The sequence below is a fragment of the Terriglobus saanensis SP1PR4 genome (assembly GCF_000179915.2).
In the GTDB taxonomy this organism is placed as follows: domain Bacteria; phylum Acidobacteriota; class Terriglobia; order Terriglobales; family Acidobacteriaceae; genus Terriglobus; species Terriglobus saanensis.
The window spans coordinates 1384388-1401288 of sequence record NC_014963.1; the positions used below are offsets into that span (position 1 = coordinate 1384388).

11 protein-coding genes are annotated in these 16901 nt (G+C 58.1%); all 11 read left to right on the forward strand.

What is annotated here, in order from left to right:
- Positions 1-2 precede the first annotated feature (2 nt).
- The 11 genes from ACIPR4_RS05755 to ACIPR4_RS05810 all read left to right on the forward strand — a co-directional run bounded on the left by ACIPR4_RS05755 (position 3) and on the right by ACIPR4_RS05810 (position 16829).
- Positions 3-683, forward strand: coding sequence for a Fe2+-dependent dioxygenase (locus tag ACIPR4_RS05755; protein ID WP_013567715.1), 681 nt, complete (start codon positions 3-5; stop codon positions 681-683).
- A gap of 488 nt (positions 684-1171) precedes the next feature.
- Positions 1172-1681 carry a DUF2127 domain-containing protein gene (locus tag ACIPR4_RS05765; RefSeq protein WP_013567717.1) on the forward strand — a complete coding sequence of 170 codons (510 nt, stop codon included), beginning with the start codon at positions 1172-1174 and terminating at the stop codon, positions 1679-1681.
- Between the two features lie 363 nt (positions 1682-2044).
- Entirely contained in the window at positions 2045-2485 is a 441-nt protein-coding gene (locus ACIPR4_RS05770) for a division/cell wall cluster transcriptional repressor MraZ (protein ID WP_013567718.1), read from the forward strand.
- Positions 2486-2531: 46 nt separating this feature from the next.
- Positions 2532-3491 (forward strand): 16S rRNA (cytosine(1402)-N(4))-methyltransferase RsmH, encoded by a 960-nt coding sequence (rsmH, locus tag ACIPR4_RS05775; RefSeq protein ID WP_013567719.1) that lies wholly within the window; start codon positions 2532-2534, stop codon positions 3489-3491.
- A 63-nt stretch (positions 3492-3554) separates the two neighbouring features.
- Positions 3555-4073: an FtsB/FtsL family cell division protein gene (locus tag ACIPR4_RS05780; RefSeq protein ID WP_013567720.1), complete on the forward strand. Its 519-nt coding sequence runs from the start codon at positions 3555-3557 to the stop codon at positions 4071-4073.
- Between the two features lie 24 nt (positions 4074-4097).
- Positions 4098-6413 (forward strand): penicillin-binding transpeptidase domain-containing protein, encoded by a 2316-nt coding sequence (locus ACIPR4_RS05785; protein WP_013567721.1) that lies wholly within the window; start codon positions 4098-4100, stop codon positions 6411-6413.
- Positions 6410-6772 (forward strand): sulfite exporter TauE/SafE family protein, encoded by a 363-nt coding sequence (locus tag ACIPR4_RS05790; protein ID WP_013567722.1) that lies wholly within the window; start codon positions 6410-6412, stop codon positions 6770-6772. Before ACIPR4_RS05785 ends, ACIPR4_RS05790 begins: the two co-directional genes overlap by 4 nt.
- A 5-nt stretch (positions 6773-6777) precedes the next feature.
- Positions 6778-8298 carry a UDP-N-acetylmuramoyl-L-alanyl-D-glutamate--2,6-diaminopimelate ligase gene (locus tag ACIPR4_RS05795; RefSeq protein ID WP_013567723.1) on the forward strand — a complete coding sequence of 507 codons (1521 nt, stop codon included), beginning with the start codon at positions 6778-6780 and terminating at the stop codon, positions 8296-8298.
- 142 nt (positions 8299-8440) lie between these two features.
- Positions 8441-11749: a POTRA domain-containing protein gene (locus tag ACIPR4_RS05800; protein ID WP_013567724.1), complete on the forward strand. Its 3309-nt coding sequence runs from the start codon at positions 8441-8443 to the stop codon at positions 11747-11749.
- Positions 11749-12471 (forward strand): peptidylprolyl isomerase, encoded by a 723-nt coding sequence (locus ACIPR4_RS05805; protein WP_013567725.1) that lies wholly within the window; start codon positions 11749-11751, stop codon positions 12469-12471. Before ACIPR4_RS05800 ends, ACIPR4_RS05805 begins: the two co-directional genes overlap by 1 nt.
- Positions 12468-16829 (forward strand): translocation/assembly module TamB domain-containing protein, encoded by a 4362-nt coding sequence (locus ACIPR4_RS05810; RefSeq protein ID WP_013567726.1) that lies wholly within the window; start codon positions 12468-12470, stop codon positions 16827-16829. Before ACIPR4_RS05805 ends, ACIPR4_RS05810 begins: the two co-directional genes overlap by 4 nt.
- Positions 16830-16901: the final 72 nt, after the last annotated feature.

Here is a 16901-nt window from a genome sequence, read left to right on the forward strand (position 1 = left end):
TTATGCTGATTCAGATCCCGAATGTCTTCACTTCCGAGCAGGTAAAACAGATCCGCGCTGCGCTCGATGCAGCGGAGTGGGTCGATGGCAAAGTCACCGCCGGTCACCAGTCTGCGCTGACGAAGCAGAACGCCCAGATTCCGGAGAACAACCCGACCGCTCAGCAGATCGGAGATGTGATTCTCAAGGCACTCGGCAGCAACAATCTTTTCCGTTCTGCGGCGCTGCCCTTGAAGGTCTTTCCTCCACTCTTCAATCGCTATGCAGGCGGGCAGAACTTTGGCACGCACGTCGACAACGCCATCCGCACCCACGGCGCAAGCGGTCAGCGCATCCGTACCGACCTCTCGTGCACGCTCTTTTTCTCGGATCCTTCGGAGTATGACGGCGGTGAACTTGTCGTCCAGGACACCTACGGCGACCAGCGCGTGAAGCTGGAAGCCGGGAGCATGATTCTTTACCCGTCAACCAGCCTGCACCACGTCACGCCGGTTACGCGGGGCGCGCGCGTCAGCAGCTTCTTCTGGCTGCAGAGCATGATTCGCAGTGATGAAAAACGTTCCATCCTCTTCGAACTCGACCAGAGCATTCAGACTCTCGCGATAAACGATCCGAGCGATGCCACGGTAGTTCGACTGACCGGGGTTTATCACAATCTTTTAAGACAGTGGGCCGAGATGTAGAACCCCTTAAGTTCACTGGCAGACCTGTTCGCCGGTGAGAAGTGTGCGCCCGACGCCGCCCTCACGGTTGAGGGCGCACTCCTTCAAAAGTATCTGAGTGGGTTTGTCTTCTTCGAATACTTGTTTGTCATCCCGTAGCGCAGCGGAGGGATCTGCTGTTGCTTCCTGACAAATCTGGTTTGTGCGCTCCGCGCGACCCCATTCTTTCGCATAAAGCCGCGAAAGAATGGGGCACGGGACTTTCCCCAAACAGTGCCGAATACGTGAATCACACGGTTGGATTGAAATACATCGATAGTGGTGATGGTGGCCATGCCGCCTTTTCGTCCGAGAACGACGTCTGCAGGGAAACGTGCTTTTCGCTTCAACGGATTGGAAGAACGTTTAACTTTGACGTTTTTTGGCTACCCCGATCTGGTTGTCTATAGCGGAAAGATTTTCCTCGGTTTGACATTGGGAACAATGCACTTTTAACTGTGAGTCAGCGCATGCATACCGTAACGATGGACAAGCCGAACAAGGAAGCTGCGCACAGGCAGGATTCAGGGCTGTTTGCCATTGCCATTTTCAAACTGGGCAAGGCGGCGCTCTTCATGGCGATCGGCTTTGGCGCGTTGCACTTCCTGCATCACGATCTCTCGGAGAGTCTGTTGCACTTAATCGCAGCGCTGCGGTTCGATCCGGAGAACCACTTTCTCTCGGTCATCCTCGATCGGGCGGAACTGGTGTCCCATCATCGGCTGAAGCTGATCAGTCTGGGTACGTTCGCGTACTCAGGCCTCGCTATGACAGAAGGCGTTGGATTAATGCTCCGGAAGACCTGGGCGGAGTATCTGACCCTGTGGCTCTCCGTAAGCTTTCTGCCGTGGGAGAGCTACGAACTAATCCGGCATGTGGATTGGTGGCGTGTAGGCATCCTGTTCAGCAACCTGGTGATCGTGGTCTACCTGGTCTGGCTGCTGAAGCGGAAGCGCATGCCAGCTACTTCTCAGGAATAATTCCTTCTTAAATCTGGTCCTGAAAGAGCGCTAGCCTCTATCTTCGCTTTTTCTTCGTCTACCGCGTGACGTGGTTTGACGCAAGTAGAGACTTGAGGACGACTCAGAAAGCTAAACACAATATATGGGGGTTGACTAGGATGGTAACCCTTCAAGATGCGATTTCCACTTTCATCTGTTGAAAAAAGGGAAGTATTTACCACTTTTCGCTTTACTTGCGGCGTCATACGCGTAACGATGTGGAACGAAGTGGTAAAAAGTGGTCAAAAGGAAACGAATCCCGGATGCCATGAGCAATCTTAGCGTGACTTGGCAGCAAGTGGCGGTAAACGCACCAGAAACGGTTCATGCAAAAGGGTTCACATGTTTCGCGGTAATCATCCAGCACGGGTCGACGAGAAGGGCAGGCTTAAGCTGCCTGCCGACTTCAAGCGCCGTTCGGATGAGGTGTATGGGCCGCAGTTTTACATCACGAGCAAGGACGGGAAGCGGGCGGAGATCTATCCGATCCGCGAGTGGGAAAAGATCGAAGCCAAGCTGGCCGAGATCCCTTCCATGAATCCGGCCAAGAAGAAGTTTCTGGACGTGACGAACTACTACGGCCAGATGGCGGAGTTTGACGCGCAGGGCCGGTTATTGATTCCGCAGATTTTGCGGGAGTCGGCAAAGTTGACCACCGATGTGGTGGTGTTGGGCGAACAGACGGTTCTCGCAGTGGTGAACCGTGAAGAGTTTGAGGCGGAGCTGAAGGCGGCTCCCCTGTCGGCGGCGGATATGACCGCGCTGGCTGATCTGGGACTGTAAAGTCCTGTAAGTTTTCTGCCCTCAGGGGCACGCATGGAGGCGGTGAATGTTCGATCCGCAGCATGTGCCGGTTCTTTACGACGAAGTTTTGAACTTTCTGAATGTGCGCGCCGGCGGAACCTATGCCGATGCCACGCTGGGACTTGGCGGACACTCGAGCGGCATCGCTCGTTTGCTCGGAGCAAAGGGAACGCTGATCTGTTTCGATCGCGACCCGGAGGCGATGACCAAGGCCAAGGCGAGGTTTGAAGCGCTGGCAGTAGAGCTGGGAGACACGATGCCAACGGTGCGGTTTGAACCGCGAGCGTTCTCCGAAGCGAAGGACGTGATCAAGCCCGGTTCGTTGGACGGCTTGCTGGCGGACTTCGGCGTAAGCAGCCTGCAACTGGACGAGGCGCACAGAGGATTCAGTTTTCGGTTCGAAGGACCGCTGGATATGCGTATGGATACGCGCAGCGGCGAGACGGCCGAGCAAGTGGTAAATCAGGCGGACGAAGAAGAACTCGCCAACCTGATTTACGAATTCGGAGAGGAAAGGAGGTCGCGGAGAATCGCCAGAGCCATTGTGAGGGCGCGCCCGATACGGACTACGGCAGAACTGGCCAAAGTCATATCGGTCGCGGCCCCCTCAATGAAATCGGACAAGATCCATCCGGCGACACGGACTTTCCAGGCACTTCGAATTCGAGTGAATGATGAGTTGGGCGAGATCAGGACGCTGCTGGAAAGCGCGCCATCTCTGCTCAAGGTAGGAGGCCGGTTGGCGGTGATCAGTTTTCACTCGCTGGAGGACCGGCTGGTGAAGGATGCGACGCGCGATGGCGCTCGCGATGGGATTTGGAACCTGATCGAGAAGAAGCCGATCACGGCGGGCGAGGACGAGATTCAGCGGAACCCGCGCTCACGGAGCGCAAAGCTGAGAGTCGCCGAGCGGATAGCCGATACGGGTTTTGTAGTAAAGCGCAAGTTGCCGCCCGAGGGCGGGAGTTTACGCGGTAGACGGTAGGGTTCGAAGAGATTTGGGCCTGTTTAGAACGACGATTTGAGTGAAAGAAGAGAGAGGCAAGCTATGAGCACACAGACGATGACGATGACGGGAGTGGTTGCGGGACGTGCGCAGCGCGATCGTGCGGAGAGTTTTCGCGAGCACAACCGCGAGGTCTTCGAGTCGCAGCGACGTGCTCGACGCGGACCTACGCCGGAAGTCTTCTTCACCAAGCACCTCGACAACAGCCGCATCGTGAAGGCGGATGACCCCGAGCGCCGTCGCGAGATGCGTTCGTTCGCCGCAGTGGCGGGCGTTCTGTTTCTCTTCGTGATGGTCTATGTGTGGCAGCACTTTGTTTCCATCGAGATGGGATACACCATCGAAGCGAAGAAGCTGCAGGTAGAGCATGTGCGTGAAGATAATCGGCAGATGCGTCTGAGCGAAGCCCAGTTGAGCGATCCTGATCGTATCGATCGCATCGCAAAGCAGCTTGGTCTCGATATGCCGCAGCCCGGACAGGTCGTTCGTCAGAACGGTCTCGATCCGAATGCCCCCGTAATGGCGCAGGCTGGCGTACCCGCAAGTTTGTTGACACAGTAGCTTTAAAGACCAAAGGGACAGTCCATGAGCAAACAGCCACGGCAGACGTTAACGGCTCCGATCCGGAGAATCCGTTTCGTCTGGGTGGCTTTTGCTTTTTTAATCTGGACCTTCGGAATCTCGTTCCGGCTGGTCTGGCTGCAGGTCTACAAACATAAGGACTGGGTAGACCGCGCGGCCAAACAGCAGCAGCGGACGTTCGAGGTGGCTCCACGACGCGGTGTACTGTACGACCGTAATCTGCGCGAGCTCGCCGTCACCGTCCTTGCAGAGAGCGTCTATGCGGTGCCGAGTGAGCTAGGCGACAACCGGGCGACGGCGGCGGAGCTGCTGGCTCCGATCGTGCACGTCGATCCGACAGACTCCTTTACTACCGAACAGGGCATCCTGGGACGCATGAACGCTTCGCGGAACTTTGCCTGGGTAGCGCGCAAGCTGACGCCGGAGCAGGCAACCCGCGTGCGCGAGTTGAATCTGAAGGGCGTCTACCTGCAGAAGGAGTTCAAGCGTTTCTACCCCAATAGTGATCTTGCTTCGCAGGTGCTTGGATACGTGGGAACGGACGACTCTGGCCTGGGTGGTCTGGAAGGCAAGTTCGACGATGATCTGCATGGAACGCCGGGGCGTGTGTTGACCGCGCTGGATGCGAAGCGCCATGCCATGGGCAGCGAAGAGCGCGAGCCTCTGCCGGGCGAGAACCTCGTGTTGAGCATCGACACCAATATCCAGTACATGGCGGAACGTGCGCTGGACAAGCAGATGGAGAAGGTGAAGGCCGCGCACGGTACGGTCGTGGTGCAGGACCCGAACACGGGACAGATCCTGGCGCTGGCAATCTCTCCGCGTTATAACCCGAACGACCTGAGACATCAGGATGCAAGTATCTTGAAGAACCTTGCGGTAAGCGATGTGTATGAGCCGGGTTCAACTTTCAAGCTAGTGACGTATTCGGCTGCACTCGATGCAGCGGGCGTGCAGCCTACCGACATTGTGGATTGCCAGGGCGGCGCCATGACCATGTATGGACGTACGTTGCATGACGATAAAGCGGATCACTTCGGACGCGTGACAGTGCAATATGCCCTTGAGCATTCAAGCGATGTCGGCGCTGCGAAGATGGCGCTGAAGGTGGGTCCGAACAAGTTTTATGACTACATCCGCGGATTCGGTTTTGGTGACCGCAGTGGAATCGAGTTGCCGAGCGAAACGCGTGGTCTGTTGCGCGCTCCGAAGAAGTGGGGTGCGACGAGCATCCTCTCGATTGCGATTGGGCAGGAGATCGGCGTAACTCCGGTGCAGCTGGTGACGATGGTGTCCACGATTGCCAATGGCGGTACGTACATGCCACCACATATTTTGTTGAGCGAGACGGAGCAGATGAAGGGTGACCCTCGTCTGCGACCTGCGGCGTTTCGTCCGGGAACGCGGCTGCCTGAGAAGTTGCCGGATGGTGCGCATCGCGTCATCAGCGAACTGACTTCGGCGAAGATGCGCAGCATGATGGCGGGCACGGTGATCGAGGGATCTGGTAAGGCTGCGACGCTCAACGGCTATAGTTCCGGAGGCAAGACGGGCACGGCGCAGAAGATCGATCCGGCGACGCACACCTATTCCCATACCAAGCTGGTTGCCAGCTTCGCAGGGATTGCGCCGGTGAGTAATCCTGCGATTGCGATTGCGGTGGTGATCGATACACCGACACTGGGCACCCGATATGGTTCGACTACGAGTGCGCCCGTCTTTGCCGAGGTGGCGCAGCAGGTCCTCGAGTACCTTGGCGTCCCGCACGACCAACCGCTACATGCACGATCCAAGAGCGAAATCGCCAGCACGCAAAAGCCGTCTGGCGAAGACGACGCTCCCTCCGACAGCGGCGCGGATCTCGGGGCTCTTTTTGCCGAGGTTAATTCGTTGCCTGCGGATGATCCTCTCCGCGCGAAGAATGACGCTGCGATGGTTGCGGCTTCGCCAGCCCCAGCCCCTACGGCAAGCGCGCCGATAAAGAAGGGTATGTTTGGCGCTCTGCCGGACAAGATTTTGACCGCGTTTCGAGAGCACGGCGGATCCAGTGTGATGCCCGATTCCGATGATCAAAAGCCACTGCCGAAGTCTGTAGCGCAGACGGTAACGCGGCCAGATGGTGGGGTCGTCGTGAGTTCGGAGAAGAATGTGCCGGTGCCCACGTTTGTTGGAGCATCGATGCGATTAGTTGTGGAGCGCGCGCGCGGAGTCGGTCTGCGCGTGCAGCCCGTGGGCAGCGGCATTGCGACGGAGCAGGTCCCGGCGGCGGGAGCGATGGTTCCGCAGGGGACGGAAGTCATCGTGCGGTTCGCACGTTGAGTTCACCCGCCTGGCTGATTATTTTGATCGGCGTTGGTGTGGGCGCATGTGTGGGTCTGGCCGGAACAGGCGGAGCGTTCATCATTCCTACCCTGATTTTTGGGTTTGGTCTGACGCAGCTGCGCGCGCAGGGAACGGCCCTGCTGATTGCATCCCTGCCGATCTGGATTGTGCCGTTGATCCCCTACGCGCGGGCGAAGCAGGTGGACTGGCGTCTTGGCCTGGTTCTGGCGATAGGCCTTACAGTAGGTAGCTGGTTTGGCGCGCAGTGGGCGCAGCAGTTGCCGGTGGGGCTTGTACGGAAGACCTTTGCGGTCGTGCTGATCAGTGTGGCGATCAAGCTGTTTCTACAGCGGTAAATACGATGAGATTTGAAGAGATAGTGCGCGGTGTGACGACGTTGGCGGTGCGGCTGGCGCCAGTGGATGTGCGCGGCGTGGAGTATGACTCACGGCGTACAGGCACGGGTTCACTGTTTGTCGCGATGCGCGGCGAAGCGACGGACGGCAATCGTTATGTCGCAGTTGCATTGAAGCTCGGTGCGGTGGCGGTACTGACTGATTCTCCTACCGTGTTTGAAGATCTGACTTCGCGCTCCGATATCGGTGTTGCTCTGGTGGAATATGGGCGGCGGGCGCTGGCCGAAGTGAGCGCGAACTTTTTCGGACATCCGGAACAGGTTTTGAAACTGTGCGCCGTGACGGGCACAAACGGAAAGACGACGACCGCCTTCCTGATTGAAGGTCTGTTGCGGAGTGTCTCGCGAAAGAGCGTTTTGCTGGGGACGATTGAGACGCATGTGGTGGAAAACGTTCGTCCTTCTCCGCATACGACGCCGGAGAGCCGCGACGTTCTGGAGATCTTTGCCGAGGGAGTACGGGCAGGCGCTACCGAAGCGGTAATGGAGATGAGTTCGCACGCGCTGGTGCAGGAGCGTGTGTGGGGTCTCCCGCTGGATGTGGCGGTCTTTACCAACCTGACACAGGACCACCTGGACTATCACGGGACCATGGGCGAGTACGCGCGGGCCAAGGCCCTCATGTTCCGTGGTGTGGGCACCTTGCCCCCAAGGATCGCCGTAATCAACGCGGATGATCCGTCTGCCGGAATGATGGTGGAGGCCGCTTCGGGGTGCGAGGTCTGGACGTATCGGGTGGGAGCCCGTGAGTTCGACGAGAACGCCTACGAGTTTGTGGCGGACGATGTGAAGCTCGGTGCGGGGTGGACCGAGTTTGCTCTAGTAACGCCCATGGGGGAGCGGGTGGTGCGGTCGCAGTTGACCGGGCGTGTGAACGTCTACAACCTCGTTGCGGCGATGGCGACGGGCATGGCCCGCGGCCTGTCTCTGGACGAGTGTGTGCGTGGGGCGGCGGAGTTGCTGCCGGTGCCGGGACGGTTTGAAACAGTAGGGAACGACCTGGGCATCACGGTGGTGGTGGATTATGCTCACACCGACGACGCCTTGCGAAACCTGATCGGATTGGCGCGGGAGTTGGTGGGCGAGGGGCGCGTGATTACCATGTTCGGTTGCGGAGGAGACCGCGACCGAACGAAAAGGCCAAAGATGGGGCGGGCTGCAGGCGACGGGAGCGACCTCGTCATCGTGACCAGCGACAATCCGCGCAGCGAAGACCCTGCGGCAATTGCCGCCGATGTATTGGTGGGTCTACAGGATACGAAAGCCATCGTCGAAGTGGAACTGAACAGGCATGTCGCTATCCGGCGGGCGATTACCGTCGCGAAGGCAGGTGATATTGTTCTGCTGGCTGGTAAAGGGCACGAGCGGGAACAGGTGTCGCGTCAAGGAAGTATCCTTGTAAGTGTTCCATTTGACGATGTCATGGAGGCACGGGCTGCTCTGGATGCAAGGAGTTCCAAAGGCTGATCCCCTGAGCGAACCCTGTGGCACCTTTTGGCATCAGACTCGTGACTGGCTTTCCTTGTCTTGATTGCACTATAGAACTTACGTGTCGGTCTGCGGCGAGCGTAGGTCGAGGTTCCTGAATTTAAGCGGTGGAGTTTGTGGAGTGAGCTTTTTCAATGGAAAGTGGCCAGCAGAAGCAACGCTGAAAGTTCGTCCGGCCGCGATCCGGGCGTTGACCTGCGTGCTCTCACTTTTTCTGGGCGTGGCTACCTCTGTTGCCGCGCAGGACGCTGTGACCTCTCCTTCCGCAGGGACTCCAGCTCCGTCGATCGCGCCGGCGATCCTGCCGGGGCCGAGCGCCTCTCCTGCTCCCCCGACATCTTCTTCGACTCCATCTGTACCTCCTGTCACTGATGCCACAAAGAGCGATGCGTCGCCAGCTGTAGAGGAAGCCGACACAGATGCGGCAAGTACGCTCTGGAGCTATCGCGGAGTGAAGGTCGACGCCGTCCAGTTCGAGGGTGTGAGTTTCGATCCCAAAGATCGAATTCTCGAGATGTTTGCGGTACATGAGGGTAAGCCTCTGGATCCGATTCAAGTGCGTGCCATGATTCGGCGGCTGTATGCGACGGGGCTCTATCGCAGCATCGACGTGCGGGCCGTGAAGCATGGCAGTGGCGCGGGACAGACGGTTACCCTGATTTTTGGTGGAACACCTCGGCTTTTTGTTGGCCGCGTGACAATCCTGGGAGTGAAGACGGAGCGCCTGAGTTCGCTTCTGGAATATTCGACCCAGCTGCAACCGGGAACGGCGTTTACGGCTGCAATGGTCGCCACGGGGGAGCAGGGGATCCGGCAGACGCTGTCGACAAATGGATACTACGAGCCGGTCATCCAATCGAAGACCAGGACCGACGAAATCGGCAAGCAGATGGACGTCACATACACTGTGACGCTTGGGCCGCAGGCGCGCGTCGGCGGAGTTGCCCTGACCGGAACGGACATCGGCATGACGCCCGAGGAGTTCCGCAAGCGAGGCAAGCTGAAGTACAAGAGCAAGGTCACGCGCGACACGACGAGCAACGCCCTGACGAAGCTGCGCGCACGCTACCAGAAGCAAGACCACCTGGAGGCCACCGTTGCTCTCGAAAAGCAGGAGTACGCCGCACCTCGCAAGCAGCTGGACTATACCTTTGGCGTGAACCAGGGACCGACCGTCAAGGTGATCATCAAGGGAACGAAGATCTCCAGCGCCCGGCAGAAGAAGCTGTTGCCGATCTATGAAGAGAGCGCCGTCGACAACGATCTCCTGAACGAGGGCGCACACAACATCCGCGAATTTCTGCAGCGGCAGGGTTACTTCGATGCCGATGTGAACCCGCATGTGGACGGAGTTGGAACGCCGGCGCAGACCGTGGTCTTCGATGTCACCGAAGGAAAGAAGTACCGCGTCATTGCGGTAGATATCACGGGCAACAAGTACTTCGACACGGACACGATGCGGGAGCGGATGCAGGTCGTGAAGGCGGATGCGTATGTGCGCAATGGACGCTATTCGCAGTCGCTGCTCGAAAACGATGTGGCCTCCATACAATCGATCTACCGTGCGAACGGTTTCAGCCGCGTGAAGGTCTCCACGGAGACGTTGCAGGCCGGGACGAAGGGCAAGCTGGCCCTGATGCGCGTCAACGTAAAGATCGATGAGGGAGAGCAGCAGAAGTTCGGAAGCGCAAAGTTGAGTGGCGTCGATCCTTCCCGCGAAAAAGAAGTGCGCGCCATGATGAACACGGTGGAGGATCAACCCTTCTCACTGAGCACGGTGTCAGGAGATCGCGACAGCATTCTGCAGTACTACCTCGCCAAAGGCTTTGAGCAAGCGAAGGTCGAAGTAAAACAGGCGTTGCGCGCGGACGATCCGACGCAGACAGATCTTACGTTTGTGATCACAGAGGGCGACGAGGTCTTCGTCGACAAGATTCTGCTGTCGGGCGTAAACCACACGCGGAAGAGCGTCGTGAATCGTCCTCTTCTATTGAAGCCGGGCGATCCTTTGGACCAGAGTGCACTGGTGGAGATGCAGCGCAAGTACTACGATCTGGCGCTCTTCAACGAGGCGAATGTTGCCGTGCAAAATCCTGAAGGAACAGCGGACCGCAAAAACGTTTTGGTGCAACTGACAGAGGCACGCCGCTGGGATGTGACGTACGGTGCGGGCTTTGAAGCGCAGACGGGAACACCGCAGACGAACTGCCGTGCGCAGGAATCGATCGGTGGAACCACTTGCACTCCCGAAGGAAGAGCGGGCGCCTCGTTCCGTGTTTCCGCAGACGTTACTCGGATCAATCTGCGTGGCACGGACAACTCATTGCAACTCCATACGACCTATGGCCTGTTGGAACGTGTGGCCTCGATCACGCTCAACACACCTCACCTTTTGAATCACACGAACTTCACCGGATCCCTTACCGGCGGATATTCCAACGTGCAGAACATCTCCACGTTCAAGGCTTCGACGCTGCAGGCGATTGCGCGTGTGACGCAGAAGATTCCGCGCGCCGATACGCTGATCTATGACTTTACTTATCGTCGTGTCAGCGTAGACCAGGACAGTTTGCAGGTAACGGCCAATCTGATTCCACTGCTCTCGCAGCCGGTGCGTGTAGGTGGCCCTGGCATTACCTGGTACCACGACACGCGTGGCCCTTCTCCGCTGGATGCTCAGAAGGGTATGTACCTTTCTGTTCAGGACTTTTTCTCGAATTCCAAGTTTGGATCACAGGTCAACTTCAATCGGACGGACATCGCTTATTCCACGTATTACACCTGGGGAAAGCGCAGGAAATATACCTTCGCGCGCAATACGCGCTTTGGTTTCGAGGTCGCTTCGGGGGCCAATCCAAATGCGGGCACATCGGCGTGCGCGGGCATTCTACTGACGACGAATGCAAGCTGTAATCCGATTCCTTTGCCGGAACGCCTGTACGCCGGTGGCGCTTCCTCGCACCGTGGATTCGCCGTGAACTCTGCCGGGCCCCGCGATTTGACGACGGGTTATCCCGTGGGTGGATCTGCGGTATTTATCAATAGTTTCGAGTTGCGCCTGCCTCCGCCAGTGCTTCCGATTGTGGGTGACAGTGTGAGCTTTGTGCTCTTCCACGATATGGGCAACGCGTTTCTGCACATCAATGATATCTGGCCAAGTTTTGGAAGATTCAAGCAGCCGAATCGGCAGACTTGCTTTGACGTCACACCCTCGCAGACGGGCACATGCGACTTCGCCTACTTCTCGCATGCGGTCGGCGTGGGTGCGCGGTACAACACGCCTGTGGGTCCCATTCGCGTGGACTTCAGCTATAACATTAATCCGCCGGTCTATCCGATCATCGACGACTACTCTTTGCCGCAGGCGAATCATGCCGTGGGTCATGGCAGCCACTTCCAGTTCTTCTTCTCGATTGGACAGAGTTTTTAATGACGATGCGCGCTACATTCCGGGTCTTCGCAGTGGCATTGCTGCTGTGCTTTATCTGCCGTAGTATGCCCGCGCAGACACCGGCGAAGCCGGCAGACCCGCGTGGGGAATCCGTGGACCGGATCATCGCGATTGTGAATGGGCAGATCATTCTGCAGAGCGACCTGGACGAAGAGGTACGGTTTGCAAAGTTGCAGCCATACCGCCTGGGCGCTGGAAAGACGCTGCGTGAACAGGCGATGAGCCGTCTCATCGACCGCACGTTGATCCTGCAGCAGCAGCAGGGTATGGGACAGGCGCCGATCACAGACGCTGAGTTGGATGCTGCAATTACGGACCTCCGCAAAGACCTGCCCGCCTGCGCACATGCTGCCTGCGAGACGGACGAAGGCTGGATCAAGTTTCTTGCCGGAGTCGGTTTTACTCCCGAAGAGGTGCGCGAGCGTTGGCGCATCCGTCTGGAAGTCTTGCGATTTATTGAGCAGAGATTCCGCGCGGGCATCCGTATCTCTGACGCGCAGATTGAAGAGTTCTACAAGACCACGATGCTTCCGCAGTACGCCCAGCAGAAAGTGCAGCCTCCGCCGCTGGAGACCATTAGCGCGAGGATCGAGCAGGTACTTCTGGAGCAACAGGTGAGCGTGCTTCTGGATCAATGGTTAAAGACACTGCGAGAGCAGGGCTCTGTGCGGATTCTCAAAGAGGGGGAGGACGCACAGTGAGTCTGCTGAATCCAGAGATTGAGGAGACCACTCCCCCTGCGCCTCGACGCCGTCGCGGGCTGGGTATCGCCGCATGGATCTTGGGAAGCCTCTTCGTACTCTTTCTACTCATCGTTGGTGGACTCGCGTGGTACTCCACGACGTCGGACTTCGATCGCCGCGTGAGTGCGATTCTGGTGAAGACTCTGGAGGACGCTACAGGTGGAAAGGTGGACCTGGCGCATACGCGCTTCAGCCTGAGACACCTGGCCGTCGAGGCGGATGGCCTGGTGATCCATGGTCTTGAAGGTCCAGATCAAGCGCCTTATATCGCGGTAGATAAAATACTCTTGCGCGTGACGATCAAGAACTTTCTCTGGCACGCGGCGGGCAAAGGTGCGATCAAGTACATCTCTCTGGATATGCTGCGTGTGGAGCAGCCGCACATTCATCTGATCGTGAATAAAGACGGCACAACGAACCAGCCTGAGCCGAAGACAAAGAGCACGAGCAATGAGCCAGTACTCGATACGCTTCTGGATCTACAGGCCCACACGGTGGAGCTTGTGAATGGAGTGGTGCTGATGAACGATCGCGCCATTCCTTTCGATCTTGCGGCACGCGACCTTGGAGTGTCTTTGCGCTATCTGCCCAAGAGCGATCACTACGGTCTGTCGGTGGGGATCAGCGATCTGCGCACGAAGATGCAGCAGGAGCCCGAAGCGAAGAGCCGCTTGCAGTTGGAAGCGGAGCTGGGACGCAAGCTGATAGAGCTCAGCAGTCTGACACTGGATACAGGCAAGGACTCACATCTCTTAGTCTCCGGGAAGATTGAGAACTTCGACAATCCCGCGTGGGAGGCGGGCATCAAGGGCGATATCGAAATCCCGCAGATCTCCGTACTCAGTGGCTTTCCCGGTCTCAAGGGTGGCCGTGTGAATCTGAATATCAGCGGACATAGCTGCACGGTCGCACCGGCAGCGGCGCAAAAGCAGCCGCGTTTCTGGCGCAGACGTCATCCAACAGAGAACAAGGCGAGCACCAAGGTGCTTCCTCCGGACCCGGATTGCCAGAAGGGCTACATGCTGGTGGGATCGGCGAAGTGGCATGACGCCGGGTATGAAGATGAGGATGTGACCGTCCACGGCGTAAATGGTGGAGCGGAGTTGCGCGTGACGCCGACGGAGCTTTTGTTCCAGGCTCTGACGGCGAACCTGCCTGCGGGCGGCGGAGAGATTGCAGGCGAACTGCGGATCAACAACTGGCTGGGTGAGGTCTCGCAGGATGCTGCGGTAGGTTCGGCTACGATTGCTGCCGGACAGAAGACGGCGAACGCAGCCGCCAGCGCGATCAATGCAAAGGAGCCTTTGATCGGGTCACGCAGCCTGGACAAGGTCGAACGCGCGCATGCCTATCTGACCGTGACCCTCACCAAAGTGAGTCTCCGCACGATCATGGAAGTCACGCGCAATAAGAAGGACCTGGGACTGGATACGGCTGTTACAGGACCGGTAAAGGTGGAGTGGGGCGGCGCTGTGGCAGATCTTCCGAGCTCTGTGGTCGTAAATGCCCAGTTGAAGCTTGCGCCGACTGGAGTTCTTCGTTTGAAGGCCCAGAACATTCCGGTAACGGGATCGGTGGACGCGGAGTATCGCGGCGATCGCGAAGTGGTCAATATCAAGCAGGTCACGGCGAAGACACCGGCGACGACGGTTTCCGCGAGCGGTGTTCTGGGCGTCAACAAGGGCGATGCGCTGACCGCGCTGCGCATGGATGCGGACTTCCGTGACCTGGGCGAATTCGATTCTGTTTTGAACTCGATTGGATACGAAGCCAATGGCAAGAAGGGTAGTGCCGCTTTGCCGGTCGTGCTGCATGGACAAGCGCACTTTGTAGGCACGGCAAGCGGTCCCATTGCGGGTCTGGATGTCAAAGGACACTTGGATGCGCAGCAGCTTGAAGCGCATCTAGGCTCTGCGGGCGATGTGCTGGTGGATTCGATTGTAGCCGATGCGGAGTACGCGCCGAAGGGCGTGACGGTGGCGAGTTCAACGATCCATCGCGGCACAGCGGTTTTGAACGTAGCGGGTAGTTTCGAGCCGCATCGTATGGTCGGCAGGCGTGGCGTCGTGAGTTACGCGTGGGACAACGACATGCTGCTGGACACGCATGTGCAGCTTGCCGATGCCAGCGTCAAAGATGTGCTCGACATGGCCGGCCAGGGCAAGCTGCCCATTAGCGGAACGGCGAATGCAGATGTGCGATTGAAGGGCACGCTGAACAATATGCAGGGTGGCGGCCGCGTTTCGCTGCGTAAGGGTGTCGCCTATGATCAGCCATTCGATTCCATCGTGGCGGATCTGACAGCGCATGGCCAGGACATCGAAGTAAGCAGCCTACAGGTGCAGGCGCAGGGTGTGCAGGTGAGCGGCAATGGTGGGTACGACCTGACATCGAAGCATCTCCACGCGCACGTGGAAGGAAACAATATTCTGCTGTCGAACCTGCAGGCCGTGCAGAAGGCCCAGGTGCCTGTGGATGGCGTACTGACGTTCAAGGCCGATGCCAATGGAACGATGGAGCAGCCGGGTCTCACCGCACAGTTGCGGCTGCTGAATCTGACCCTGAACAAGCAGCCACTGGGGCAGTTGAACGCAGACGTCCATAGCCAGGGCGATCAGGTCTTCCTCACTGCGCACTCCACAGCAGCGGGCGCAAGCCTGGATGTCACAGGACAGGTTCAGCTCGTGGGCGACTATCCCATAAAGGCGAACCTGAAGTTTGCGAATCTGGATGTGAATCCGATTCTGAAGCTTTATGGAAGCACCGCCAAAGCTACCTCCAACGTAGCGGGCGAAGCCAGCGTCAGCGGTCCGGCTAAGAAGCCGCAGGCCCTGACCGGCAATGCTGTATTAAATCAGTTCCAGGTAACGCTGCAAGGCATTGCGCTCACGAGCGAGCAGCCCATCCGTGCCAGCCTGGCCAACGGTGTGGTGCGTCTAGACGATCTGCATATCACGGGACTCGAGACCGATCTACACGCCTCGGGGACGGCGCAGCTGTTTTCGCCCGATGGTTCTCCGTTGCCTGCGTCGGGCGGCAAGATCGATGTGAAGGCGAATGGCACGCTGGGGCTTGGAATTGTGCATGCTCTCGATACGGACATACGATCGAGCGGCAAGATCACCTTCAACGTCGGGGCGACGGGCGGCATGAGCAAGCCGATGCTGGGCGGAAAGGTGCAATTCGCGGGCGTCAACCTGGCGATGGCGGACATTCCAAACGGCATCAGCAATATGAATGGCACGGCCATGTTTACGGAAGACCGTCTGCAGATCCAGGACGTCACGGCAGAGTCCGGCGGCGGCAAGATCAAGATGGGTGGCTACGTGCAGTTCCGCGGCGGTTTGTTTGCGGACGTCACCGCGTCGGCTCAGGCGGTTCGCGTGCGCTACTACGGCGTAAGCGCGACGATGAACGCCGACGCGCGTCTGCAGGGCAGTGGCGACGGCGCGACGCTGAGCGGCAATGTTCTGATCACGCGATTTGGACTGGCGGAGACCTTTGACTTTGCCTCGGTCGCGGGAGGAGCGGGGGGTGTCTCAGCACCGCCCGATCCCGACTCGCTGATGAACAAGATCCGTTTGAACGTGCAGGTAAAGTCCGCTCCTGCGCTGGACTTCCAGAACTCGTATGCAAAGATCGCGGGCACGGTGGATCTAAGCATTCGCGGAACGCTCGATGTGCCTTCTGTTCTTGGGCGTGTCACCATCACGGATGGAAGCGCGACGTTTGCCGGAACGCAGTATCAACTGCAGCGCGGCCAGATCTACTTCAATAACCCCGTGCGCATCGATCCGACGATCGACCTGGACGCGACGGCCCGCGTGGAGAACTACGACGTCACCATCGGTATTCACGGAACGTCGAAGAACTTCAAGCTGGCCTACCGGTCGGAGCCTCCGTTGTCACAGGCGGATATCTTCAACCTGCTGGCGCTCGGACGTACACAGGAAGAGGCGCAGATCAACACCCAGCAGCTGCAGCAGCAGGGACAGGATCCGACGACCAACGCTCTTCTGGGTGGAGCTCTTAATGCTACCGTTTCGAGCCGTGTAAATAAGCTATTCGGCGGCGCGGGCAAGGTGAAGATTGACCCGGCCTTTGTCGGCACGCTCGGAACTTCTTCCGCTCGCATCACAGTAGAGCAGCAGGTTTCGCGACAGGTCACGGTAGTTTTTGCGACGAACGTAAACTCTCAGGCACAGCAGCTGATCCAGGTGCAGTATCGGCTTAGCGATAATAAGTCGATTGTTGCGACCCGCGATGAAAATGGCGTATTTTCGATGGTCTATAAGATCAGAAAGCGTTATCGTTAGGCGTAACCTACGCGCGCTTCCTGCGTCCAATCAGGTGGAATAAAACACATGACTTATGTGTTTAGAATCGCC

Coding starts and splice junctions, on each gene's coding strand:
- ACIPR4_RS05755 (WP_013567715.1), top strand. CDS start 3: ATGCTGATTCAGATCCCGAATGTCTTCACTTCCGAGCAGGTAAAACAG.
- ACIPR4_RS05765 (WP_013567717.1), top strand. CDS start 1,172: ATGCATACCGTAACGATGGACAAGCCGAACAAGGAAGCTGCGCACAGG.
- ACIPR4_RS05770 (WP_013567718.1), top strand. CDS start 2,045: ATGTTTCGCGGTAATCATCCAGCACGGGTCGACGAGAAGGGCAGGCTT.
- rsmH (WP_013567719.1), top strand. CDS start 2,532: ATGTTCGATCCGCAGCATGTGCCGGTTCTTTACGACGAAGTTTTGAAC.
- ACIPR4_RS05780 (WP_013567720.1), top strand. CDS start 3,555: ATGAGCACACAGACGATGACGATGACGGGAGTGGTTGCGGGACGTGCG.
- ACIPR4_RS05785 (WP_013567721.1), top strand. CDS start 4,098: ATGAGCAAACAGCCACGGCAGACGTTAACGGCTCCGATCCGGAGAATC.
- ACIPR4_RS05795 (WP_013567723.1), top strand. CDS start 6,778: ATGAGATTTGAAGAGATAGTGCGCGGTGTGACGACGTTGGCGGTGCGG.
- ACIPR4_RS05805 (WP_013567725.1), top strand. CDS start 11,749: ATGACGATGCGCGCTACATTCCGGGTCTTCGCAGTGGCATTGCTGCTG.